Source organism: Thalassospira australica (assembly GCF_000763295.1).
GTDB classification, from domain to species: domain Bacteria; phylum Pseudomonadota; class Alphaproteobacteria; order Rhodospirillales; family Thalassospiraceae; genus Thalassospira; species Thalassospira australica.
Genome location: NZ_JRJE01000009.1, coordinates 245,877 through 270,724, shown reverse-complemented (window position 1 = coordinate 270,724; position 24,848 = coordinate 245,877). Strand labels below are relative to the sequence as shown.

Genomic DNA, 24,848 nt, shown 5'->3' with positions numbered 1-24,848 from the left:
GTTCTAATGGCACGTTTTGTTGGTGGTTGGTAAGATTGATTGCGGCAAGAACCAATAACAGGCAGTTCCACAACGCATTCGTTGTCAGCTATCGGTCACGCAGTTGTCCATTGACCGTAACCGATTTGATCACGGCATAGACTGTAAGGTTTGGGAGCAGGCCAAGACGCGTGGCAGACCATTTGGTGAGGCGGGCATGTAGGGTTGGTCGCGCATGGGTTTCAGCCTGTGATAGGGCATCGGCGTCATGCCCAAAGCAAAGGGTGACGTCGAGTGTATCGCCCGGGTCATCCTGAATTTTCAGAATCGTGACGGGAATGATGTTGTTTGCACTGATGTCGCGCGGGGGCGTGCGGGCAATCATGACATCGCGTGCACGCACATGGAGTCTGACCTTGTTGCTTGCCGGTCGGCCGAGGTAGGGCACGACAATTCGTTGTTCGCCGCAGTCAAGAAAGCTGACCTCCGCCTTGGGGTCGCGGCTGACTATGCGGGCTGGCAGAACTGTCCCGGCGTCAAATCGTCCTGCAAGCGGGGGCAGGTCAGATCGGCCCAGCATTTCAAAAATCGATCCTGCTGCAAGGGTTCTGCCCTGATCAATGACCACCACGTTATCGGCAAGGCGTGCGACTTCGTCGATGGCGTGGGTGACATACAGTATAGGCAGTTTGCGGTGATCGCGAAGCCATTCCAGATAGGGCAGGATTTCCTGCTTGCGCGCATGATCAAGGCCTGAAAGTGGTTCATCCAGTAAAAGGATATCCGGGTTGGACAGCAATGCCCGGCCCAATGCAACACGCTGTTTTTCCCCACCAGAAAGATTGTTGGGACGGCGATCCATCAGTTTGGCGATGTCGAGCATCTCAAGGATCGCGTCTTGTTCATCGTGGGGCAGTTTGTGATGATTGCGCCGGGCCCCATAAAACAGATTGTCGCGCACCGATTTGTGCGGGAACAGACGGGTATCCTGAAATAGATAGCCAACCCGGCGCTGTCGGGTTGGAAGATTGATGTTTCGGGAATGATCAAACACCACATGGTCGTTAAGTTGAATATGGCCGCTATTGGGATGCAGCAGGCCGGCAATCATATTGACCAGTGTTGTTTTACCGCTTCCTGATGGACCAAACAGCGCAGTAATGCCGGGTTCAACAATATGAAATTCGGCATCAAGCGTGAACTTGTTGATCTTGTGTTTGATATGAATGCCCAAGCTCATGACGCAGCCCTCTTGCGGATGCGGCGCAGGGCCACTTCAGACAAAAGCAATCCGGCAAATGCCAACCCGATGGACAGTGCCGTAAGCCGTGCCGCCGCCAATTCGCCTCCCGGTGTCTGTATGGCGGTATAGATCGCAAGGGGGAGTGTGCGGGTTTCGCCGGGGATGTTTGAAACGAAAGTGATAATAGCCCCGAATTCCCCAAGACTTGCGGCAAATGCTGTGATGGCACCGGCAATAATGCCTGGCAAAGCCAGAGGCAACGTCAGCGAAAAGAACCGGTCAATCGGCCCGGCGCCAAGTGTTTCGGCAGCCTGATATAATCCGGGGTTGACGTTTTCAAGGCTTAGCCGGATGGCGCGGACCTGAAACGGGAAGCTGACAATCGCCGATGCGATTGCTGCCCCGGTCCAACTGAAAACAAAGCGCAGATCAAAGGTTTCGTAAAGCCAGGCGCCAAGCGGGGCACGTGTGCCAAAACCGATCAGCAGCAGATACCCCATGACAACTGGTGGCAGAATCAACGGCAAATGCACGATTGCATCAAGAATGAAGCGCCCGGGGAAACGCCCCAGTGCAAGGGCGGTTGCGATGATAGCCGCAAAGGGCAGGGCACAGGCAACTGCCACGCCGGAAATGCGCAAGCTCAGGAGGAGTGCCTCGATTTCTGCCGGGGTCAAATTGATCATTGTCGGGACACAGTTGCCTTGGTTGTTGCAATGGGTTCAAAGCCATAGTCGGCAAAAATCCTGCCCGCGTCATCCCCCAAAAGCCACAATAGCAATTTTAATGCGCCGGGTTTTGCGTGATCCGATGTCAAGGCAATGGGATAAGTAATCGCAGGATGGCTGTTTTCGGGAAACGAGGCGATGATTTTGACTTGATCGGAGATGTCAGCGTCCGTGCGATAGACGATGCCAACTGGTGCTTCACCACGTTCGACAAGGGCCAGAGCCGCGCGGACATTGTCCGTGCGTGCAAGCTGCTGTTTAACTCCATCCCACTGTCCAAGTGTGATGAGAGCCTGTTTGGCATAAATTCCGGCAGGTACATGGTCCGGATCACCAACCGCAATGTATTCATTGGGGCCCGCCATATTCATCAGATCTGTTGTCTGATCTATGTGAACCCGGGAAAGCGGGCTGTTTTTAGGGGCAATCAGAACCAGACGGTTTGCCAGCAGGTGATAGCGGCTTGTGGTGGCAATCAGCCCCTGATCTTCAAGCCAGATCATCCATTTTTCGTTGGCAGAAATAAAGATATCGGCTGGCGCGCCTGCGGCGATCTGTCTGGCAAGGGTAGAAGAGCTGGCAAGAGAGAGACGCACGCGATCACCAGTCTTTTCTTCATAAACCTTTGCAGCTGTTTGAATGGCATTGGTCATACTTGCCGCGGCAAAGACAGTGATGTCATCGGCCTTGGCCGGTGATGGAGCTCCCCCGAGCATAACAAGGACGGTCAAAAGACAAATGAATGCATTAAGTGGGCTGCGCAAATGGTTGAGCATTGATGTCTCATGGGCAACTTATAAAGACGGGAACCTTCAACCCACTATAGCGAAAATCACTGCCAATCAAAGAGATGTGCATTGGTCGTCTCATAAGATAACAGACCCGCGGGAGGCTGGTTGTGGCAAAGCGGATCGTCCGCCTTCATGTCAAACCGTTCGTTCATTGCGGTTGGAGCTTCGTTTTCACCGCTTCGTTTGTCCTGCGTCGGTGCCTTTTGGGGGTTGGAATTGGTTGGTGGGGCGCTAACACAAAGTGACTTGCGGTTTGAAGTTGTTAAGAGACAGTTGGTCGGTTACAAACGGGCACAGTATTTCAGGCGCACTTTAAGAGCGTGCCAACGTGTTCCGGCCCAAGGGGGCGGACCTAACGAATTTTGGATGGGGAATTTAATGGCATCCTATCAGTATATTTACGTCATGAAGGACCTGACCAAGATCCTTCCGGGCGGTCGTGAACTGTTCAAGGGCATTACGCTGTCCTTCCTGCCAGGTGTAAAGATCGGTGTTCTGGGAAACAACGGTGCAGGTAAATCGACGCTGCTGAAAATCATGGCAGGCATCGAAAAGGATTACGCTGGTGAAGCGTGGCCTGCTGATGGCGTCAATGTCGGTTACCTGGAACAGGAACCGCAGCTTAACCCGGACAAAGACGTTCTTGGCAACGTTATGGAAGGGTGTGGTTCAATCGTTGATGATCTTGCACGCTTCAACGAAATCAGCGGCAAATTCGCCGAGCCGATGACCGATGACGAAATGAATGATCTCCTTGCGGAGCAGGGTGAACTTCAGGAACGCATCGATGCGGCAAATGGCTGGGATCTTGAGCGCACGCTTGAAATTGCCATGGATGCACTGCGTTGCCCGCCGAAAGATTCCGACGTCACCAAACTGTCAGGTGGTGAGCGCCGCCGCGTTGCACTGTGCCGTTTGCTGCTGGCCAAACCTGATATCCTGCTACTTGATGAACCGACCAACCACCTTGATGCGGAATCGGTTGCCTGGCTGGAACGCCACCTGGAAGATTATCAGGGTACCGTTATTCTGGTCACCCACGATCGTTACTTCCTTGATAATGTTACCGGCTGGATTCTGGAACTTGACCGTGGTCAGGGCATCCCGTTTGAAGGCAACTATTCGTCCTGGCTGGAACAGAAGCAAAAGCGTCTGGAACAGGAAGCCCGTCAGGAAGGCAGCCGCCAGAAACAGCTTGCGACCGAGTTGGACTGGATCAGGCAGAATCCGAAAGGCCGTCAGGCGAAATCCAAGGCCCGTGTTCGTGCCTATGATGATCTTGTTGCCGAAGCAGCCAAGGCTGTGCCGGATTCAACCAAGATCGTTATTCCGATTGCCGAGCGTCTTGGCAATGAAGTCATCACCGCAGAGGGCCTGACCAAGGCGTTTGGTGACAAGCTTCTGTTTGATGATCTGCACTTCCGTTTGCCACCGGGTGGCATCGTTGGTGTGATTGGCCCGAACGGTGCGGGTAAAACCACCCTGTTCAAAATGCTAACCGGGGCCGATACCCCGGATTCCGGCGAGCTCAAGATTGGCGAAACCGTCAAGATGGGCTATGTCGATCAGTCGCGTGACTCGCTTGATCCGAACAAAACGGTTTGGCAGGAAGTTTCCGACGGTTTGGATGAAATCCTGTTGGGCAAACGCCCGATGAGCTCGCGGGCCTATGTGTCGCAGTTTGCTTTCAAGGGTGCAGATCAGCAGAAAAAAGTCGGTCAACTGTCAGGTGGTGAACGCAACCGTGTTCATCTTGCCAAAATGCTGAAGTCCGGCTCGAACGTTCTGCTGCTCGATGAGCCGACCAACGATCTTGATGTTGATACGCTTCGTGCGCTTGAAGAAGGTCTTTTGGAGTTTGCCGGCTGTGCTGTGGTTATCTCGCACGATCGCTTCTTCCTTGACCGTATTGCAACCCACATCCTGGCCTATGAGGGCAACTCGCATGTTGAGTGGTTCGAAGGCAACTATCAGGAGTATGAGGCGGATTACAAACGCCGCTATGGTGAAGAAGCAAGTCGCCCGCACCGCATTAAATACAAGCCGCTGACTCGTTAATCAGGGCTGTGCTTGTGTGATACGAAAGGCCGCCTTCGGGCGGTCTTTTTTGTGCGCATATTCTGGATACGGATACAAAAAAGCCACCGTCATATGGGCGGTGGCTTTGTTCTATTTGATGGTGCAAAAATAACGCCTTAAAGGCCGGTCTTGGCTTTCAACGCTGATGTCAGTGCGCTGACATCGTCATTGTTTTGCTGAATGACGGATGTGAATTCATCGCGCTGGGTGATCCCCATGCTCAAGCCTTCGATGGATACGTCGATCACTTTGTAGCTGTCGTCAAAAACGCGCATGCGCCATACAATATTGACCGGTGGGCCATCGGGGCGAACGAACTGGGAATTCACAAAGGTATCTTTGTTCTTTTGTGTTTCATTCCCGACAACGAATTGCTCGCCGTTGAATTCCTTGAACTGATTGGCGTAATTCAGTGCCAGATAGTTCTGTAACAGAACCGCGAATTCGTCGATTTCATCTTTGGAGATGGAGCGCCAGTAACGCCCCAGCACAAAGCGCGACACCACATCCATTGCAAAGTAACGATCCATCAGAGCGACAAACTTCTTCCGGCGGACGTCTTCTGCAAGGGATTGGTCAGTCAGTTCGGTAATAGCCTCGTCGGCCATGCTTTGAATGACATTCGCAGCACTGGTTTCAACGGCCACTTCGGTCACAATGTCGGATGACACAGGCGTTGCGAATGACGGTGCAGACCACGTTGCTGCAATGGCGATCATTGCAGCAGCTGGTAGGGTGATCTTGCTGTTTGTCATGACAGGCTCTTATTCGCTTGCAGCTTCGACGGCATCGTCGAAGTCAAATGACGCACTTTCGTCTTCAACAGCCGAGATCGATGCAGGGGCACCATTTCGGATCTGCGTATTACGCTGCTGACGATAAAGGCTGCGCAGTGCGGCATAATAATCGATAGAGGATTTCTGAAGCTCGTTAAGCTGATTGATCGTCGCGTAACGATAATGCAGCGCGCTCAGACCAATCGAGCCAAGATAAAGCGCTTCGGCTGTATCGCTGTTTTCTGCGCCCCAGGTCAATGGGTTGGCGGCATAGTCAACACCAAGACCGATGGTGTCGCGCAGGTTGGACGGGCCAATCAGCGGCAATACGATGTAAGGTCCGCCACTAAAGCCGTAATGGGCCAAAGTCTGGCCGAAATCTTCGCGGCGATAGGGGATACCAAAATCGGTTGCGACGTCGTTGAAGCCAAGAAGGCCGATCGTCGAGTTCATGATGAAGCGCTGGAACGAGGCAGCAGCCTGTTCCGGGTCACCCTGCAGCAACGCATTAAGCGAGTTCAACGGTTCATTAATGTTGCGCACAAAACTTTTGACCGACGTTTTAACCGGTTCGGGTGCGATATCGCGATACCACATCGCAGCGGGGTACAGGACCATGAAATCGACTGCACCATTCACGCCATGGACGACGCGGTTAACTGGTTCAATCGGGTCGTAGTCGCTCATGTCTTGTGCTGGTTCTGTTGATGCGCACGCGGTCAATAAAGACAGCGAACCTGCGGCACAGAGCGAGAGTAAAGCTCGAAACTTCATTATTTTTGGCCAACCGATGTTCGAAACACAGACTTCCCCGACCCGAAACGTCTTTGGTGCGGAAAACCAAAAAACGTTACTGATCAACTTCCTATATGGGAGTGCAATCACGTAACGCATACGCCTCAGATATCCATCTGGTTAGCATAGGGGGAATTTAAACACCAGCATACAAAAAGTTGATCGCGATCAAGTGGTTCAAGGGTGTGGTATTTTGGCAACACATGCGTCTGAAAATAGATCTTGAACAAACATAAACATATCTTTATATCTTTTTTGTCTGCGTGGAGGGTATCGAGATGGAACAGGTTCTTGCAAGGTTGCGTGCAGCAGCAGAAGCGACACGGCTTCGTTTGCTGACCATTTGTGCTGAATGTGAGTTGACCGTCAGTGAAATCACCCAGATCATCGGCCAAAGCCAGCCACGCGTTTCTCGCCATCTGAAGTTATTGTGCGAGGCAGGCCTGCTGGTGCGATTCCGTGAAGGAACCTGGGTCTTCTATCGCACCCCGCATTCAGGTCCGGGGGCTGATCTGGTTCAGCCGGTGCTGGACCTTTTGCCAAAAGACGATGAGACATTGACGCTTGATCGCGCGCGACTGGACCAGGTCAAGGCAGAGCGAGAGAAAATCGCGACCGAATATTTCCGCGCGAATGCACGGGACTGGGATCAGATTCGCTCCCTGCACATTGATGAAGCCGAAGTCGAAAAGGCATTGCTGGAAACTGTCGGTGATTTGGCTGGCGGCCGCATTTTGGACGTTGGCACGGGGACGGGGCGGATTCTTGAACTGCTCGGACGTGACGCGGAAGAAGGCGTTGGCGTTGATATGTCGCGCGAGATGCTGGCGGTTGCCCGTGCGCGCTTGCAACGTGCGGATTTGTCGAATTGTCTGGTGCGGCAGGCCGATATGTATCAATTGCCTTATCCGGGGGGCATGTTCGACGTTGTGACCCTGCATCAAGTCCTGCACTTTGCCGAAAAACCAGACGTGGCACTGGCCGAAGCTGCACGTGTTCTGGCACCCGGTGGTAAACTGGTTGTCGTCGATTTCGCCCAGCATGATCACGAGGAACTGCGTGAAGAGCATGCACATCGACGGTTGGGCTTTGATGACGCATCTATAAGCACCTGGTTCGGCGCGAGCGGCCTGATATCGGATGACGTCGTAAGTTTGCCGGGCAAACCGCTAACGGTACGGATTTGGAAAGCAAATGCCGCATCGGATCAGGCAATAGACAAAACACAAACGAATTCCAATAAAGCTGCGGAGTAAACCGCAGGCTAACCCGAGTTAAAAGGTCCCGATTCTCGGGATCATGAAGACAGGATTGAGATACTGATATGATGACGGTTCAAGAAATTAAGGCAGTGCGCAACAACCTGCGGGTTTCGTTCGAATTCTTTCCGCCAAAAACGGAGAAGATGGAAGAAACCATGTGGCGTTCGATCCACCGGCTTGCGCCGTTGAACCCGTCATTCGTTTCGGTGACATATGGAGCCGGGGGCACGACCCGTGACCGCACACATGGCAGTGTCACCCGCATTCAGCGTGAAACCGGTATTCCGGCAGCAGCACATCTGACCTGTGTAGGACACACCAAAGAAGAGATTGATCAGATTGCACGCAGCTATTGGAACGAAGGCATTCGTTCCATTGTCGCGCTGCGCGGTGATTTGCCCGATGCCGGTGAAAAATATGTACCAACGCCGGGCGGGTATCCCTATGCGGTTGATATGGTGGCTGGGCTAAAAGAAATTGCTGATTTCGATATTTCGGTATCAGCCTATCCGGAAATCCATCCCGATGCACCGAGTGCTGATTTTGAGATCGATTATCTTAAACGTAAGATCGATGCTGGGGCAAACCGGGCAATCACGCAGTTCTTCTTTGATAACGAAACCTATCTTAGGTTCCGCGACAAGTGTGTGGCTGCGGGGATTGAAGCACCGATTGTACCGGGCATTCTGCCGGTGACGAACTTTGCGTCGCTCTTGAAATTTGCCGATATGTGTGGTGCTTCTGTACCCCAACGTTTGCATTGGCGTTTTGAAGGGCTTGATGAAGATCCCGACACGCGCCGCATGGTTGCGTTCCACGAAGCGATTTCGCAGGTAGAAGGTCTGATCAGCGAAGGTGTTACCGACTTCCACTTCTATACGCTTAATCGTGCAGAGCTGACCTATGCCATTTGTCATGCGCTGGGCCTTCGCGGTGAAGTGCAGGCTGCGGCCTGAGTTCCCGAACGTTTTGTCGCTTTGACGCATGAAGATAAAGACTGGATGAAAATGATGAATGACCGCAAGGAACGCATTGCCCTGCTGCGCAAACGGGCCGAAGAAAAAATTCTGATCCTTGATGGCGCAATGGGCACCATGATCCAGAAGCATACCTTAAGCGAGGAAGATTATCGCGGGGCGCGGTTTGCTGACTGGAAGCAGGATGTTAAGGGCAATAACGATCTTTTGTCGCTGACACAGCCCGATATCATTAAAGATATCCATCTGCAGTACATCGCAGCCGGTGCAGACCTGAATGGGACCAACACCTTTAGCGCGACCACAATTGCACAGGCCGATTACGGCATGGAAGACTTGGCTTACGAGATCAATTTCGAAAGTGCCAAGATTGCGCGCGCGGCCTGTGATGAATGGGAAGCAGCCCATCCCGGTGATGTGCGCTTTGTGAACGGTGCTATCGGGCCGACCAACAGAACGGCCTCGATCTCGCCGGACGTGAACAATCCCGGCTTCCGTGCGATTACGTTTGACCAACTTAAAGAAGCTTACAAGGAAGCCGCAAAAGGGCTTCTTGATGGCGGGGCTGATACACTTCTGGTCGAAACGATCTTTGATACTTTGAACGCCAAGGCCGCACTGTTTGCCATTGATGAAGTGGTTGAAGAACGTGGCGAAGATGTGCCGGTGATGATTTCGGGCACGATCACGGATGCTTCTGGCCGGACTCTCTCGGGCCAGACGACAGAAGCCTTCTATAACTCCGTACGCCACACCAAGCCGTTCTCGATCGGTTTGAATTGTGCGTTGGGGGCAGCACAACTGCGCCCCTATGTTCAGGAACTGTCGCGGATTGCCGAATGCCGTGTTTCGGTTTATCCCAACGCAGGGCTGCCGAATGAATTTGGCGAATATGATCAAACAGATGCTGAAATGGCTGAACTGGTCAAGGAGTGGGCAGATAGTGGCATGATCAATCTTCTTGGTGGCTGCTGCGGAACAACCCCGCCGCACATCAAGGCGATTAGCAACGCCGTTGCAGACGCCAAGCCGCGGGCTGTGCCATCGTTTGAGCCCAGAATGCGCCTTTCCGGCCTAGAGCCGTTTGACGCCGCTTAAACCCGATATTGATTGCTGAAAAGAGATCGAAAAGACCCATGACCGACATTTCCAGATTTATCAATATCGGCGAACGTACCAACGTTGCGGGCTCCATCAAGTTCAAGAAGTTGATCGTTGAAGAAGATTACGATGCGGCCCTTGAAGTCGCCCGCCAACAGGTCGAAAACGGCGCTCAGATCATCGACATCAATATGGATGATGCGATGCTCGATGCTGAAACGGCGATGGTCAAGTTCATCAACCTGATCGCGGCTGAGCCAGACATCGCACGCGTGCCGATCATGGTCGACAGTTCCAAATGGAACGTGATCGAAGCAGGGCTCAAATGCCTGCAGGGCAAGGGCATTGTGAACTCGATCAGCCTGAAAGAGGGCGAAGAGCCCTTCATCGCACAGGCCAAAATGCTGCGTCGCTATGGTGCGGCAGTGGTTGTGATGGCCTTTGATGAAAAAGGCCAGGCCGATACGGTTGATCGCAAATTTGAAATCTGCAAACGAAGCTATGAAGTTCTTGTCGAAAAGGTCGGCTTCCCGCCTGAAGACATTATTTTCGACCCCAACATCTTTGCGGTCGCGACCGGCATCGAAGAACATGACAATTATGCTGTCGATTTTATCGAAGCCTGCAAGCTGATCAAAAAGCATCTGCCCTATGCCAAGATTTCCGGCGGTGTTTCGAACGTGTCCTTCTCGTTCCGCGGGAACAACCCGGTGCGTGAGGCCATGCATTCGGTATTCCTGTATCATGCCATTCAGGCGGGGCTGGACATGGGCATTGTCAATGCCGGCCAGTTGGTTGTTTACGCAGAAATTCCCGAAGAACTGCGCGAACGCGTAGAAGATGTGATTTTGAATCGCCGTTCGGATGCGACAGACCGTCTGCTGGAAATTGCCGAAAAATACAAAGGTACTGGTGGGCCTGAGAAAAAAGTTGATCTTGAGTGGCGCAAGAAACCGGTCAAGGAACGCCTTGCACATGCTCTGATCAACGGTATTGCCGAATATGTCGAAGAAGATACCGAAGCAGCGCGGCTTGAAGCCGATAAACCGCTGCATGTGATCGAAGGGCCGTTGATGGACGGCATGAACATCGTCGGTGACCTGTTTGGTGCCGGTAAGATGTTTCTGCCCCAGGTGGTGAAATCGGCCCGTGTGATGAAAAAGGCGGTCGCCTATCTGATCCCGTTCATCGAAGAAGAAAAAGATGGCAAGCACGAAACCAACGGCAGGATCCTGTTGGCGACAGTGAAGGGCGATGTGCATGACATCGGCAAGAACATCGTCGGCGTTGTTTTGCAATGTAACAACTTCGAGGTCATTGACCTTGGCGTGATGGTGCCGACCCAGAAGATCATTGAAACCGCCAAGGCCGAAAACGTCGATATGATTGGTCTTTCGGGTCTGATCACGCCGTCGCTTGAAGAGATGACCTATGTGGCAGCCGAGATGGAGCGTGAAGGACTTGATATCCCGCTTCTGATTGGCGGGGCAACAACATCCAAGGTTCATACGGCGGTCAAGATTGCGCCGAACTATCTTAAGTCATCGGTGGTGTACGTGATTGATGCATCACGCGCGGTTGGTGTCGCAAGCAATCTTTTGTCGGCAACCAATGGAGAGCGGTTCGCCTCGGAAATTCGCGAAGAATACATCGCGATGGCCGAAAAGCATGCTGCTCAACAGTTGCAGAAAAAACGTTTCTCGATTGTTGATGCACGCGCCAATAAGGTGCAGCTCGATTGGGATAGCTTTGAAGCGCCGGTGCCCAACAAGCCGGGGCTTACCGTTTTTGAAGAATTCGATCTTGAGGAACTGGTGTCGCGCTTTGACTGGAAGCCGTTCTTTGAAACTTGGGAACTTCATGGGCGCTTCCCCGATATCCTGAAAGATGAAAAAGTCGGTGAAACGGCGCGCAGTCTTTATGAAGATGCGCAGGAAATGCTGAAAAAGATCGTTGCTGAAAAATGGTTCAAGCCAAAAGCCGTTGTTGGTTTGTGGCCAGCCAATTCGATTGGTGACGATATTGAAGTAACACCGGCACCGGATCAGAACGAACCGATCATGTTGCGCACCCTGCGTCAGCAGATGTATCGCGAGAACAACAAACGTCCGAACCGGGCATTGGCCGATTACATCGCGCCTAAAGACAGCGGCAAGACGGACTATATCGGTGGTTTTGTTGTGACTGCAGGCCCGCAGGTCGAAGAAATCGCATCCAAGCTTGAAGCGGAGCATGACGATTATAACGCGATCCTGGTCAAGGCACTGGGTGACCGCTTTGCCGAAGCATTCGCCGAACGCATGCATGAGAAGGTCCGTAAGGAACTTTGGGGGTATGCAGCCGATGAGACACTTGGCAATCAGGACCTGATTGCGGAAAACTATCGCGGTATTCGTCCTGCACCGGGGTATCCGGCTTGCCCGGAACATACCGAAAAGCGTACTTTGTGGACGCTTTTGAATGCCGAAAAGAATGTTGGTGTATCGTTGACCGAAAGCTGTGCGATGACCCCTTCCTCTTCGGTGAGTGGTTTCTATTTTGCCAATCCGGATGCCAAATATTTCGGCCTTGGCAAAATCGAACGTGATCAAGTTGAAAGCTATGCCGAACGTAAGGGCATGACCCTGACTGAGGCAGAACGCTGGCTTGCGTCGAACCTTAATTACGATCCGCGTCAGGCAAAATAACCGCTTGAACGGTCGCAATGAAAAACCCCGCAGACTGCACTCTGCGGGGTTTTTTCTGTTATATGCCAGAAGGATTTATTGGGTCGCGTGACAGAACTTGCCGCGCTCGGTGATACCGACGATCACGATGCCGATCAGGCCAAGGGCAAAGTAGCCTGCTAAAAGCGGAATCACCGTGCCATTGAATTGTTGCCCAATCATGCCACCCGCAACAACGCCGATCAGCGTGCTATAGACCCCGATCATCGATGACGCGGTTCCGGCAATCGCGCCAACCGGTTCCATGGCAAGTGAATTAAAGTTTGGCATTGTCAATGAGAAACAAAACAGAATTGTCGTCAGTCCAACGCCGAACAGCACCAGGGGCGGTTTTCCGTCAAAGCCAATGGCAATGAAAAGGTTGATCAGGCAGCTTCCGGTCATGATGAATAGTGCCGCATGGGAAATCTTGCGCATGCCGATCTTGCGCACAAGGCGGGCATTCACGAATGAAGAGAAGCTCATGCACGCGGCAATCATACCAAATGCCAGCGGGAACCAAACACCAAGACCATAAACTTCGGTCTCAAAAACCTGTTGTGCTGAGCCGATATAGGCCATCAGGCAGCCAAACATCATGCCCATTGCTGTGGAATATCCCAGCGTCTGGCGGTTGGTGACTGTGGTTTTGATATCGCGTCCGATCCGTCGGATCGACAGTTTGTGCCTGTGCTCAGGGTGCAGAGTTTCTGGCATGCGCAGCAGATACCAACAGACAATTGCAATTGCGAGTATCAGGGTGCTGACGAAAATCATGTGCCAGTTGGCAAGTGCCAGAATAAGGCTGCCCGATGCGGGGGCAAAGACAGGCAGGATAATGAAAACCATCATGACAAAGGACATGACACGCGCCATTTCACGCCCATCAAAACAGTCACGTGTAATGGCCATCGTCAGAACACGCGGGGCAGCGGCACCAAGCCCCTGTACAAAACGCGCAATCAACAGATGTTCATAACTGTCGGCAAAGATCGCCATGATCGTGCCAACACAATAAAGCCCCAGTCCGGCGATCAGTGTCGGTCGTCGCCCCAAGCTATCGGCAAGTGGCCCGTAAACGATTTGCATCAGACCAAACGCGATCATGAAAACATAGATCAGCATCTGCATGCGGTTGCCGTCCTCGATGCCAAAATCCTGGGCGATTGGGCCAAAAGCCGGCAGAAGGTTATCGATTGACAGGGCAACAAGCCCGATGGTGATCGCCATCAGGCAAATGAATTCGACAAGACCAGGTAGCGGTCGCGCTGCCTGGATGCCCGCGGGACGGGAATCATTCATGGTTTTGGGTTCCGTTGAGAACGCTTGGTGGCGGCGCAAATATCATGCGAGATGGGCAAGAATGCTGCATGTCACATGACTTTGGCAATGATGGTTTTCTGAAACTGTTCGGGGTAGGGGGCACGAACTGAATTCAGGTCACTTGTTGTTGCATATCCACAAAGGTCAATCAATGGGCAGTGAGATACGAATTTTTACAAGGAATTCCTTGTCTTTACCCTTTATTCGCAAGAAAACGTGATCCTAGTGTCCTGACCCCAGTTTTGTTCCGCCAACTCCGGTATTGCGCATATGGCTGAAAAGCTTCTGAAATCGAACATTTTTTTGAACCGAATGCGGCGCATCGTCAAAAGCGAGCAACTGGTTCTGTCGATTTTGGCCATGATTGTCGGGGCGATGGCCGGTGGTGGCACGATCCTGTTTCGTGATGGCCTGTTGCTTGTTCAGTCGTTGTTCTATGGCACGGGTGACGAAGCCCTGCACACGCATCTCAGTACATTGCCGGTGTGGCAACTCATTGCTGCACCAACGGTTGGCGGTCTGGTTGTTGGTATTTTCATCTACAGGTTCTTGCCAGAAAAACGCCCGCATGGTGTTGCCGATGTGATTGACGCGGCATCGTTTCATGATGCCCGTATGTCGACCCGATGCGGTATCAAAAGTGCGCTGGCAAGTGCTGTGTCACTGGGCAGTGGCGCGTCACTTGGGCGTGAGGGGCCGGTTGTCCATATGGGGGCATCATTTGGTGCGTGGCTTGCGCGGATTTTGCATCTGCGTCGTTCTGCCTCGCGGACCCTTTTGGGGTGTGGCGTGGCATCGGCGGTCGCGGCATCTTTTAATGCGCCGCTGGCCGGTGCGCTTTTTGCTCATGAAGTGGCACTTGGGCATTATGCCTTAACCGCGTTTGCGCCGATCGTTCTGGCCTCTGTTACTGGCACGGTAATCACGCGCATTTATTACGGCGATGAAGTTGCCTTTTTAATTCCCGGTCACGAAATTCAATCATTCTGGGAATTCCCGGCCTTTGCTTTGTTAGGCATTCTTGCCGGTGTCGCGGCAACCTTGGTGGTGCGCGCCATTCCGGTTGTGCAAAAGGCCGCGAACAGAACCAAAATCCCATTGTGGTTGCGCCCTGCCGTTGCCGGTTTGATTGTCGGCATCATTGCATTGGGCTTTCCGCAGGTTGTTGGTGTCGGTTATGGGGCAATGAACGATGCCCTCTATGAAGCCTATAACCTGCCATTCCTCGTTGGTTTGTTGTTTGCCAAGGCTTTTGTCGTTTCGATCTGTATGGGGCTTGGCTTTGCCGGGGGCATGTTCAGTCCGGCTCTTTTCCTGGGGGCGATGCTGGGTGGGGCATTTGGTGTTCTTGCAACCAATGTGTTCCCCGACCTTTCATCGGGTTATACCGCCTATACCCTTGTCGGGATGGGGGCGTTGGCTGCTGCGATTCTTGGCGCGCCGATTTCGACAACTCTGATCATGTTTGAACTGACCGGGGACTATACGCTTACGATTGCTGTGATGGTGGCTTCGGTTCTGGCATCCCTTGTAATGGATCAATTCCAAGGCGGATCGTTTTTCCAGTGGCAATTGAAATGTCGGGGGCTTTCGACCCGTTGGGGCAGGGAAGTGAATTTGCTGCGCCGGATCAAGGTGGCCGACATCATGAAGCGCGAATATGAAACGGTTCCCCTGAGCGAAGGGCTGCCAGCCGTTCGCGAAAAACTGATCAACGCGCCCTATTCCGAGCTGTTTGTCATTGACGAGCATGGAAAACTGCATGGCACGATCACATTGACAGATTTGCGCCATGCGGCCTTTGATCCCAAACTTGGTGATGAAGTCAGCGCAGGCGAAGTTGCGCGATCCAAGCCGCCTGTCGTCTATCGATCCGACAGCATAGAAAAGGCCATCAAACTGATGGAGCAAACCGGGGAAGAACACCTCCCGGTGCTCAACAGCCCCGAAGAACGACATATGATCGGCTTTGTCCACGAAAAGGATGCGATGATGGCCTATAATAATGCATTGCTTGAACTGCAAAGCGAAGAACGCGGCGACGCGCCGCCTAAGTTGTTCTAGGATCAGAACTCATTAAATACCAATACCAAATACAGTTCAGGGCAACAGTGCTGATCACTTTGGATATAGATAGACGATAAATCTTTCCCTTAGTCAGGACGGGGGTCGATAGTCGATGAAGCTTCACGTTGTTGCCGGTGCCAGACCGAACTTCATGAAGATCGCACCCCTTTGGCAAGGTTTGGCGACCCATGCCGAAATAAATCCGTCTTTTGTTCATACGGCCCAACACCGCGATGACGCGATGTCATCCATGATCTGGAGGGAACTCGGGCTGCCTGATCCCGATCATGTTCTGGACTGGAAGGCGTCTGAACACGGTGATCCGATTCCCAAGATGATTGGGGCTTACAAAGCGCTGTGTAACGCAGAACGGCCTGACATGGTTTTGGTTGTCGGGGATGTGAACTCCTCGTTGGCGGCTGCCTTGGTGGCCAGAGATATGGGTATTCCCCTTGTGCATCTTGAGGCCGGACTAAGATGCTTTGAGACGGATATGCCCGAAGAGCAAAACCGAATCGCCATTGATGCGATGTCCGATCTTTTGCTTACGCCATCTGATGACGCTGATCAGAACCTTCTGGCCGAAGGGATTGCGCCTGACCACATCAAACAGGTCGGCAACATCATGATCGACACGCTGGTCATGATGCAGAGCGCAGTTTCATCACAACAAGCAGCGATCAAATACGGTTTAAACAAGGGAAACTATGTTCTGGTGACCTTGCATCGTCAGGACAATGTCGATGACAAAGTGACGCTTGGCCGGATTGTTGATGCGATTATTGAACTTGCGACCCATCACACGGTTTGTTTTCCAATCCATCCGCGCACGGCCAAACGACTAACGCTGCAAGGTTATCTTGATGCCCTGCGCAAAGGCGGAATACGAATGTTGCCAGCGCTTGGATACCTGGACTTTGCAAGCCTGATGAAAGATGCCGGGCTGGTCATTACCGATTCCGGTGGCGTGCAAGAGGAAACAAGCTTTCTGGGCACCAATTGCCTGACATTGCGTCCATCAACAGAGCGCCCCGTAACGGTCGATCTGGGGACCAATCGTTTGGTGAATGCGTCGGATTTGGTTGCGGTGGCATTGGCCCAATTCCCAAGACATGTGCGATCCGTATCCATTCCCGGTTGGGACGGCAATACGACGGAACGGACCATTTCTGCGCTCAAGCATTTTGTCGCAAACCTTTAAAGTTACGCAATGACTTGCGCCATCAGCTTGGAATTAAAATTTTCACTTCCCGAGTTGATCTCGTCTGAGGTGCTGCTTGGCAGGCTGCTTTGTGACGGGGATGCATCCTGTGGGGCGACAGCCATGATTTCAGACAGGCTGACGGTGCCATCTTCGTTGGTGTCAAGCGGATCAAACGTACCGTCTTCGGCCATGGCACTTCCCGCCGTGGTCGTCATGCCGCCAATTTCACCGTCTTGTCCTTTGGGTGGCATGCCGCCGGGCGGTTTCATTGCTGCAAGGTAATCATCTTCGGACATGCTATCAGTTTCTGACCCCGCCATCAGGTTCCAAAGGTTTTCAGACATTTCATCGCTGGCGACTTCGGGGGCTGCTTCCATGAATTCGGTTTTTGTCAGTGTGCCATCACCGTCAGTATCCATGTCAGAAAACAGCTGCTGCGCATCGAAGCTGCTGCTGCCATCTGTTGCGGTGCTGGTTTGCTGAAGTTCGAGCAGCATAGCCATGATCGAATTTGATAGTTGACCAGTCAGGGCTTCGCTTTGCGAAGTCAGATCTGACATTTCGGCGGCACTGTTTGCCCCGGTGTTTTGCAAGCTGAACGAAGAATAACTGCCAAATGCTTCCGTCCCGAATGCGCCGTCGGTGTCTTGGGGTGCATTGGCTCGTTGGTTGTTGAGGCCCTGGATCTGCGTAATGTTGCCACCTGTACCGTTGATGTTGCTCATTCTGATGCCTTATGCAAATACCGCTGTTATTTTCACACACGTTCGGGGGATGAAAAACTGGCGCAAAAATTTTCCTTTTCGGGAAAAGGCCGGTCCTGTTTTGTGGCAGAATGTGAAAAATTGACGCGCCGACAGGAATGCAAGACTGGTCCCCTTCGCACAGCGTGATATATATGCCGTCATGATGGATGATCCCTTCGAAATTGATGAATTCGCCGCCAGCCCCGAAATGCGTCTGGCCGATGCGCCAAGCCCGGCATATCTCGACAACCTGAATGCCGAGCAGCGCGATGCTGTGGAAACCCTTGATGGTCCTTTACTGGTTCTTGCCGGGGCCGGGACGGGGAAAACCAGGGTTTTGACCACGCGCCTTGCTCATTTGCTGGAAACCAAAGCGCAAACAGAACGCCTGCATCCGCAACAAATTCTTGCGGTGACCTTTACCAACCGTGCGGCAAAGGAAATGCAGGAACGTGTGGCACAGGCACTTGGTCGTCCGGTTGAAGGTTGGTGGCTGGGCACATTCCATTCGCTTTCCGCACGTTTGTTGCGCCGTCATGCCGATCTTATCGGACTGCAATCAAACTTCACCATCCTTGATAGCGACGATCAGGTGCGCTTGCTTAAGCAGATCATGGATGCTGAACAGATCGACCCGAAAAAATGGCCTGCCAAGCAGCTGATGGGGATCATTCAGCGCTGGAAGGACAAGGGTCTGACACCTGAGCGGGTCAATGAAAGTGTCGAGTTTGCCAACGGTGGGGCCAAGCACCTTTACAAGATCTATCAGGAACGCCTGAAAATCCTGAATGCCTGCGATTTCGGGGATTTGTTGTTGCATTGCCTGACCCTGTTTCAGCAACATCCCGAAGTGCTCAAGCAGTATCAGAATACCTTCCGCTATATTCTTGTCGATGAGTATCAGGATACCAACGTAGCCCAGTATTTGTGGTTGCGTGCGATGGCGATGGTTCATCGCAACATCTGCTGTGTCGGTGACGATGATCAGGCGATCTATAGCTGGCGCGGGGCCGAGGTCGGTAACATCCTGCGCTTTGAAACCGATTTTCCGGGTGCCAAGGTTGTTCGACTGGAGCAAAACTACCGCTCCACCCCGCATATTCTGGCTGCCGCATCCAAGTTGATTACGTTTAACGATGGCCGGCTGGGCAAGCAGCTTTGGACTGAAATCGATACTGGTGAAAAGGTATTCGTCAAAGGGGTGTGGGACGGCGAAGCCGAGGCCCGCCTGATCGGGGAAGATATCGAAGCCCTGCAAAGCAAAGGTGTTGGCGCATCGCAGATTGCCATTTTGGTGCGCGCCGGTTTCCAGACCCGTGAGTTTGAAGAACGGTTGATCACGCTTGGCATTCCCTATCGCGTGATTGGCGGTCCACGTTTCTATGAACGTCAGGAAATTCGTGATGCGCTGGCTTATATCCGTCTTGTGGCCCAGCCTGATGACAGTCTGGCGTTTGAACGTATTGTCAACGTACCCAAGCGTGGTGTTGGTAAGGCAACGCTTCAGACCCTGCATCAATATTCGCGCGATCAGACGATCTCGCTTCCGGCGGCGGCGCGTGATCTGATTGATACCGAAGAACTCAAACCCAAGATGCGTCAGAGCATCGGCGGGCTTTTGGGAGATTTCAAACGCTGGCGCGAAATGTTGTCAAACAGCAGCCATGTCGAGGTGGTTGAAACCGTCCTTGATGAAAGCGGCTATACCGACATGTGGCGGACCTCCAAGGAGATCGACGCGCCGGGACGCCTTGAAAACCTTAAGGAACTTGTTTCGGCCATTGGAGAATTTGAAAACCTGACCAGCTTCCTTGAGCATGTTTCGCTGGTTATGGAAAATGCGCAGAACGATCATGAGGAAAAAGTTACCATCATGACCCTGCATGCGGCCAAGGGGCTTGAATTCGATTACGTTTTTCTTCCCGGCTGGGAAGAAGGTGTCTTTCCGCATCAACGTGCCATGGACGAAAGCGGGGTCAAGGGGCTCGAAGAAGAACGTCGTCTGGCCTATGTCGGGATCACACGTGCGCGCAAACGGGCAACCATTTGCTATGCGGCCAATCGCCGGATTTACAACCAGTGGCAGTCGGCCTTGCCGTCGCGATTTGTTGATGAATTGCCCGACGAACATATTGATCGCATCAGTGACACCGGCCTTGGCGGACATGGGGGCAATCATTCGCCGGGTGCCTGGGGTGCCGATAACTGGATGAAAATGCCAAGCTGGGCCAATGACGGCGCATCCAATCGCAATACAATATCGGGTGCGGGCGAGCGTAAATTTGCCTCAAGCGGGTGGCAGGACCGGGTGCGCAAGAACGTCATCGATGTAAAGCCCGACGGGGAAACCAGTCACACCACAAGTTCCAAATCATCGAAATACAAGGTTGGTGACGCGGTGCGGCACCGCAAGTTCGGGCCGGGAACGGTGCGGGCGGTGGATGGCAACAAACTGGAAATCCATTTCGAAGGTGTCGGTACAAAGAAAGTGGTCGACAGCTTCATACTACCGGGGTAAGCCCGGCCAAACTTATTGGATTACCGATTCAACCGGGCCGTGATCACATGCAGCCCAGACAAGCGAGAAGCGACATGACCGAACCCGTAATTTGCTACAACTTCCAGTTCGACGTTGATGGCGCCTATGCAGCCGCCTTTGCCGAGGCGTTGTTTGATTACTGTGACGCGTTGTCGCATTTCGAACGCAACGGTGATCCATCTGCACCATGGCGGGTAGAAGGTTTTGCCGGCGAGATGTTTGACAGGGGCGCGGTTGAGACTGCTGTCTCGATCATGGCAACGGCTGTCGGCATTGAAACGCCGGTGGTCAGCTTTGGGACATATGAGCCGAAAGACTGGGTTGGAGAAAATCTGCGCAGTTTCAAGCCGATCTCGGTTGGACGCTTTTTCGTTCATGGTTCGCATTGGGGCGAAGGTGTCCCGGTTGCGAAAACCGGGCTTCAGGTTGATGCTGGTTTGGCGTTTGGCTCCGGGGAACATCAAACCACCAAGGGCTGCCTTGCCGCCATTGACTGGGTTGCAAAGCAAGGCCCGCGCCGTAACGCATTGGATATGGGCTGTGGGTCAGGCATTCTTGGCATGGCGTGTGCCAAAACCTGGCGCAGTCCTGTGATGATGGCTGATATTGATCCGGCGTCTGTCCGTGTCGCTCGTGAAAACGCCAAAACCAACAAGGTTGGTGATCTGATTACGGCCATTCATTCGAACGGTTTTCACGATACCCGTATTCGCGACGGCGGATATTACGACATTGTCTGTGCCAATATTCTCGCGCGTCCGTTACGTGCCATGGCGCATGACCTGACCAACACATTGTCCGAGGATGGAGTGGTCATCCTGTCGGGGCTGTTGTCCCATCAAGAACAGTTTGTTCTGTCGGCCTACCGCGAAGTTGGCTTGTCGCTGATCAAGCGCTTCAAGGTTGAAGATTGGACCACGTTGCTGGTTGGCTAAAGATCTTCTGTGTCAAAATTTACCAACGGCTGCCGTGCATTGAATTGCAGGGCAGCCGTTTTTTATGCGTGGCGCCTGTTTTCGACGCGCCAAAATCCTGAGTGATTGGCTTGAAGCGCGCTAACGGCCGCCGGAAACATCCATGATACTGCCCGTGACATAAGACGCGTCGGGCGAAATCAGCCAGAAGATGCTGTGGGCGACTTCTTCTGGATCACCGGAACGGCCAAGCGGGCAGGTTGGGCCAAGCTCGGCTGCGCGATCCGGATGACCGCCGCTGGCGTGAATGTCTGTTTCGATGATACCCGGGCGTATGGCATTGACGCGAATGCCCATTGGGCCAAGTTCTTTGGCTAGTCCGATGGTAAGGGCATCAATTGCTCCTTTTGATCCGGCATAATCAATATATTCACCCGGTGCGCCAAGCTTTGCTGCCATGGAGGATACATTCACGATGGCAGTCCCGGAATGAAGGGTTCTCGCCGCTTCACGGGCGACCAGATAGGCCCCCAGAATGTTGGTATCAAACACGGTTTTCATGCGTTCGACATCCATTTCGGCGATCGAGCTTTGCGGGGCAACAATTCCGGCATTGTTTACCACGCCCTCGATTGATCCAAACCGTTCGCGTGCGGCAGTAAACAGGTCGATTACGCTCAATTCGTCGCGGACATCGCATTTACGGGCAAGAACATTTCCAGTGTAACCGGCACGTTCACACTTGGCGCAGGTTTCATCGGCACTTTTCTGATTGCCAAAATAGCTAAACGCAACATTCCAGCCTTTGCTGGCAAATAATACAGCCGTCGCACGGCCGATGCCGCGTGATCCACCGGTAATAAGAACTGTTTTGGCCATACCCACTCCAAGCCATGATTTGTTATTTTGGGGCCCTGATCCTACATACTATTGCTTGGAAGATTGGTGAGGGTCAAAAAGAAACGGCCCTGCTGTGGAGAAGCAGGGCCGTTTCAGAGGGAAAAGACAAAAATGCCGCAAGGATCATGAACCGTGATCCTGCGCTTCGTCATTTGGCATACGACCAGATCGGGCGGGACTGATCTGTTATTCCTTGTTCTTGGTATCGTCCGAACCGGTTGCAGCCCGGTTGGCCGCATCGTCTGCCAGTTGGGCAGGACCTATATCAAGACCGAGCGCAGCTTTTTGACCTAAGGTCAGGCGCTCGAGGCCGTCATAGGCCGTCTGACGACGACGCGATTGAATGACACTCAAGGCAGTAATAGGAAAACGGATCACCGTTCTTAGTCTCCAGCAAATTGACGTCCCGACGGGCCATCTTTTTGTCACAGGAGTGTCATAGGTTAATCATTCACTAATGTGTATTGCGAAGCTTGCAGGGCATTCATACCCACGACGCATACAGGTGTCTTTTCACATATTAGGGCGATAATTTTATAAAATATGCAAAATGTCTTTGTCGCTTGCGCCCGATCAGCATAAACCCTTACATAGTGCTATCTGCCCCACATACAAAACGAGGAAGTCTATGGCCATTTCCGGTGATGCCCAACTCGCAACATTGCTTGAGCGTGACAATGTCAGCAAGGATACCAATGCCGTTGTCGATCTGATTGATGGTGTTTTGGCCGCAGCGGACGGAGATGTGCGTACAGACTGGCTTGATCTGGTCGGGAGCCCCTTGGGGGATGACCTAAAGGCTATGCTTTTTGCGTTGCGCGATGAACGCAAAGGCCTGTTTAAAATGGCCAAAGATGACTTTGATGCCGCTACACGGGTCAAGGCTCTGCGAAAGTATCTGGCCTCAAAAGGGGTTGATGGCTTTATTGTGCCACGCGCCGATGAACATCAGGGCGAAAATGTGCCTGCCCGTGCTGAACGCCTTGCATGGCTGACCGGTTTTACCGGGTCTGCCGGTGCGGCTGTGGTTCTGGCAGATGCTGCTGCGATCTTTGTTGATGGCCGATACACCATTCAGGTGCGCCAGCAGGTGGACCGCGATATTTTTGAGTATCGCCATTTGATCGAGGAGCCGGTTGTTGGCTGGTTACACGATAACCTGAAAGCTGGTCAGAAGTTTGCCTATGACCCATGGCTTCATACGGTGCAACAGGCAACCCATCTGCGTTCGGCTTGCGACGCTGTGGGGGCGGAATTGATTGCCATTGATACCAATCCGATTGATGCCCTGTGGCATGCCCAACCCCATCTGCCCTTGGGGCCGGTCAGGCCGCATCCAATGGAATACGCAGGCAAATCCAGTTTCGAAAAACGTACCGAGGTTGCTGAAATCCTGTCGCGCATTTCATGTGACAGTACCATCCTCTCGGCGCCTGACAGCATCGCTTGGCTGTTGAATATTCGCGGGGCGGATGTGCCTCAAACGCCGCTTGCGCTTGGATACGCGATTGTCCATGGCGATGCATCCGTCGCATTGTTTATGGATGCCCGAAAACTTGCCGGGGAAACCATTGAATGGTTGTCCGGTGAAGCGACCCTGCGTGCGTCAGGTGAGTTGGCCGATGCACTGCGCGCAATGGGAAATCAGTCGGTCCGCCTTGATGAGGCGACGGCCGGTGACTGGTTGCGTATGCAGCTTGCCAAGGCGGGTGCAACTGTTCGGGTCGGACGTGATCCGGTCGCCTTGCCCAAGGCATGCAAGAACGCGGTGGAGCTTGAAGGATCGCGTAAAGCCCATAGGCGTGACGGCGAAAAGATCATTCGCTATTTCAAATGGCTTGATGAAGCCGCAGCCGATGGCAGTATCGATGAGCGTACTGCCGCAGACAAACTGCTTTCACTGCGTAAAGAAGACCCACTGTTTCGCGATTCAAGCTTTGAAACCATTCCGGGCAGTGGTCCGAATGGTGCATTGTGTCATTACCGAAATACGCCTGAAAGCAACCGTAACCTGACACCGGGTGAAATCTTTTTGATTGATTCCGGCGGGCAGTACCTTGATGGAACAACCGATATCACCCGAACCACCGTTATCGGCGAACCAAGTCAGGAACACCGAGATCGATTTACCCGTGTTCTAAAGGGCCATATTGCGCTTGCGCGTGCCATTTTCCCAGTCGGGACCACGGGCCAGCAGCTTGATACACTGGCGCGTATGCCGCTTTGGGAAGCTGGTCTGGATTTTGATCATGGTACAGGTCATGGCGTTGGTAGTTATCTTGGTGTGCACGAGGGCCCGCAACGTATTTCCAAGGCTCCAAACAAGATTGTGCTTAAGCCGGGTATGGTTCTGTCAAATGAACCAGGCTTCTATAAAGAAGGCGAATATGGCATTCGGATTGAAAACCTGATCGCGGTGACAGAGGTCGACGCGCCAATTGGCGCAGACCGCAAGATGCTTGGGTTTGAGACCCTGACGTTTTCGCCGATTGAACGCAAATTGATTGATCCGGAACTTCTGGGCACCGATGAATTGCAGTGGCTCAATGATTACCATGCGCAGGTTTATGCGATGTATGCTGATGATCTGGATGATGACCATCTTGCATGGTTGCAAAAGGCTACAGCGCCGATCAAAAAGAAAACAATCTAATTTTGCTGGTGATTTCCATCATGTGAAATTTAAAAGCCGCTTCGAATGTTGGAGCGGCTTTTTGCT

The 24,848-nt window shown here is 52.8% G+C and carries 19 protein-coding genes; 10 read left to right on the top strand and 9 right to left on the bottom strand.

What is annotated here, in order from left to right; translation table 11 throughout:
• Nucleotides 1–88: 88 nt before the first annotated feature.
• The 3 genes from modC to modA are packed head-to-tail and all read right to left on the bottom strand — an operon-like array spanning nt 89 to nt 2,726.
• Complete coding sequence (gene modC / locus JF44_RS0108750; protein ID WP_033068565.1) at nt 89–1,219, bottom strand: molybdenum ABC transporter ATP-binding protein; 1,131 nt, start codon at nt 1,217–1,219, stop codon at nt 89–91.
• A complete protein-coding gene (gene modB, locus JF44_RS0108745) occupies nt 1,216–1,908 on the bottom strand; it encodes a molybdate ABC transporter permease subunit (RefSeq protein ID WP_081944379.1) in 693 nt (230 codons plus the stop codon). The genes modC and modB overlap by 4 nt, the downstream gene beginning before the upstream one ends.
• Nucleotides 1,905–2,726, bottom strand: coding sequence for a molybdate ABC transporter substrate-binding protein (modA, locus tag JF44_RS0108740; RefSeq protein ID WP_033068564.1), 822 nt, complete (start codon nt 2,724–2,726; stop codon nt 1,905–1,907). The genes modB and modA overlap by 4 nt, the downstream gene beginning before the upstream one ends.
• Nucleotides 2,727–3,119: 393 nt before the next feature.
• Here modA and ettA point away from each other — a divergent pair, with 393 nt between their 5' ends.
• A complete protein-coding gene (gene ettA / locus JF44_RS0108735) occupies nt 3,120–4,799 on the top strand; it encodes an energy-dependent translational throttle protein EttA (protein WP_033068563.1) in 1,680 nt (559 codons plus the stop codon).
• Between the two features lie 137 nt (nt 4,800–4,936).
• On the opposite strand, the gene JF44_RS0108730 is transcribed toward ettA, so the two are convergent.
• Together JF44_RS0108730 and JF44_RS0108725 are read right to left on the bottom strand one after the other, a co-directional pair.
• Nucleotides 4,937–5,575: an MlaC/ttg2D family ABC transporter substrate-binding protein gene (locus tag JF44_RS0108730; protein ID WP_033068562.1), complete on the bottom strand. Its 639-nt coding sequence runs from the start codon at nt 5,573–5,575 to the stop codon at nt 4,937–4,939.
• A gap of 9 nt (nt 5,576–5,584) precedes the next feature.
• A complete protein-coding gene (locus JF44_RS0108725; protein ID WP_238318403.1) occupies nt 5,585–6,283 on the bottom strand; it encodes an MlaA family lipoprotein in 699 nt (232 codons plus the stop codon).
• A gap of 386 nt (nt 6,284–6,669) precedes the next feature.
• On the opposite strand from JF44_RS0108725, the gene JF44_RS0108715 reads away from it, so the two are divergent.
• From JF44_RS0108715 to metH, 4 genes are all read left to right on the top strand, one after another.
• Nucleotides 6,670–7,647, top strand: a complete 978-nt coding sequence (locus tag JF44_RS0108715; RefSeq protein WP_033068560.1) for an ArsR/SmtB family transcription factor — start codon at nt 6,670–6,672, stop codon at nt 7,645–7,647.
• Between the two features lie 68 nt (nt 7,648–7,715).
• Nucleotides 7,716–8,609: a methylenetetrahydrofolate reductase gene (gene metF / locus JF44_RS0108710; protein WP_202901492.1), complete on the top strand. Its 894-nt coding sequence runs from the start codon at nt 7,716–7,718 to the stop codon at nt 8,607–8,609.
• A gap of 54 nt (nt 8,610–8,663) precedes the next feature.
• On the top strand, nt 8,664–9,728 hold the full coding sequence (locus tag JF44_RS0108705; RefSeq protein WP_033068625.1) for a homocysteine S-methyltransferase family protein: 1,065 nt from the start codon (nt 8,664–8,666) through the stop codon (nt 9,726–9,728).
• 38 nt (nt 9,729–9,766) lie between these two features.
• The gene (metH, locus tag JF44_RS0108700; protein WP_033068559.1) at nt 9,767–12,418 is read left to right on the top strand and encodes a methionine synthase; all 2,652 of its coding nucleotides are present in this window, start codon (nt 9,767–9,769) and stop codon (nt 12,416–12,418) included.
• 75 nt (nt 12,419–12,493) lie between these two features.
• Here the strand turns inward: metH and JF44_RS0108695 are convergent, their stop codons facing one another.
• On the bottom strand, nt 12,494–13,738 hold the full coding sequence (locus JF44_RS0108695) for a multidrug effflux MFS transporter (protein ID WP_033068558.1): 1,245 nt from the start codon (nt 13,736–13,738) through the stop codon (nt 12,494–12,496).
• 291 nt (nt 13,739–14,029) lie between these two features.
• Here JF44_RS0108695 and JF44_RS0108690 point away from each other — a divergent pair, with 291 nt between their 5' ends.
• Both JF44_RS0108690 and wecB read left to right on the top strand, forming a co-directional pair.
• Nucleotides 14,030–15,823 carry a chloride channel protein gene (locus JF44_RS0108690; RefSeq protein WP_033068557.1) on the top strand — a complete coding sequence of 598 codons (1,794 nt, stop codon included), beginning with the start codon at nt 14,030–14,032 and terminating at the stop codon, nt 15,821–15,823.
• 115 nt (nt 15,824–15,938) lie between these two features.
• Entirely contained in the window at nt 15,939–17,027 is a 1,089-nt protein-coding gene (wecB, locus tag JF44_RS0108685; RefSeq protein WP_033068556.1) for a non-hydrolyzing UDP-N-acetylglucosamine 2-epimerase, read from the top strand.
• A gap of 2 nt (nt 17,028–17,029) precedes the next feature.
• Here wecB and JF44_RS0108680 read toward each other — a convergent pair whose 3' ends face one another.
• Nucleotides 17,030–17,755 carry an EF-hand domain-containing protein gene (locus JF44_RS0108680; RefSeq protein ID WP_033068555.1) on the bottom strand — a complete coding sequence of 242 codons (726 nt, stop codon included), beginning with the start codon at nt 17,753–17,755 and terminating at the stop codon, nt 17,030–17,032.
• A 184-nt stretch (nt 17,756–17,939) separates the two neighbouring features.
• Between JF44_RS0108680 and JF44_RS0108675 the strand changes: the two genes are divergently transcribed.
• Both JF44_RS0108675 and JF44_RS0108670 read left to right on the top strand, forming a co-directional pair.
• Nucleotides 17,940–20,294, top strand: coding sequence for an ATP-dependent helicase (locus JF44_RS0108675; RefSeq protein WP_033068554.1), 2,355 nt, complete (start codon nt 17,940–17,942; stop codon nt 20,292–20,294).
• Nucleotides 20,295–20,368: 74 nt separating this feature from the next.
• Entirely contained in the window at nt 20,369–21,250 is an 882-nt protein-coding gene (locus JF44_RS0108670) for a 50S ribosomal protein L11 methyltransferase (protein WP_033068553.1), read from the top strand.
• A 120-nt stretch (nt 21,251–21,370) separates the two neighbouring features.
• On the opposite strand, the gene JF44_RS0108665 is transcribed toward JF44_RS0108670, so the two are convergent.
• Nucleotides 21,371–22,108 (bottom strand): SDR family oxidoreductase, encoded by a 738-nt coding sequence (locus JF44_RS0108665; protein WP_033068552.1) that lies wholly within the window; start codon nt 22,106–22,108, stop codon nt 21,371–21,373.
• A gap of 207 nt (nt 22,109–22,315) precedes the next feature.
• A complete protein-coding gene (locus JF44_RS20310; RefSeq protein WP_156111633.1) occupies nt 22,316–22,507 on the bottom strand; it encodes a hypothetical protein in 192 nt (63 codons plus the stop codon).
• Between the two features lie 250 nt (nt 22,508–22,757).
• Between JF44_RS20310 and JF44_RS0108655 the strand changes: the two genes are divergently transcribed.
• The gene (locus tag JF44_RS0108655; protein ID WP_081944376.1) at nt 22,758–24,782 is read left to right on the top strand and encodes an aminopeptidase P family protein; all 2,025 of its coding nucleotides are present in this window, start codon (nt 22,758–22,760) and stop codon (nt 24,780–24,782) included.
• Nucleotides 24,783–24,848: the final 66 nt, after the last annotated feature.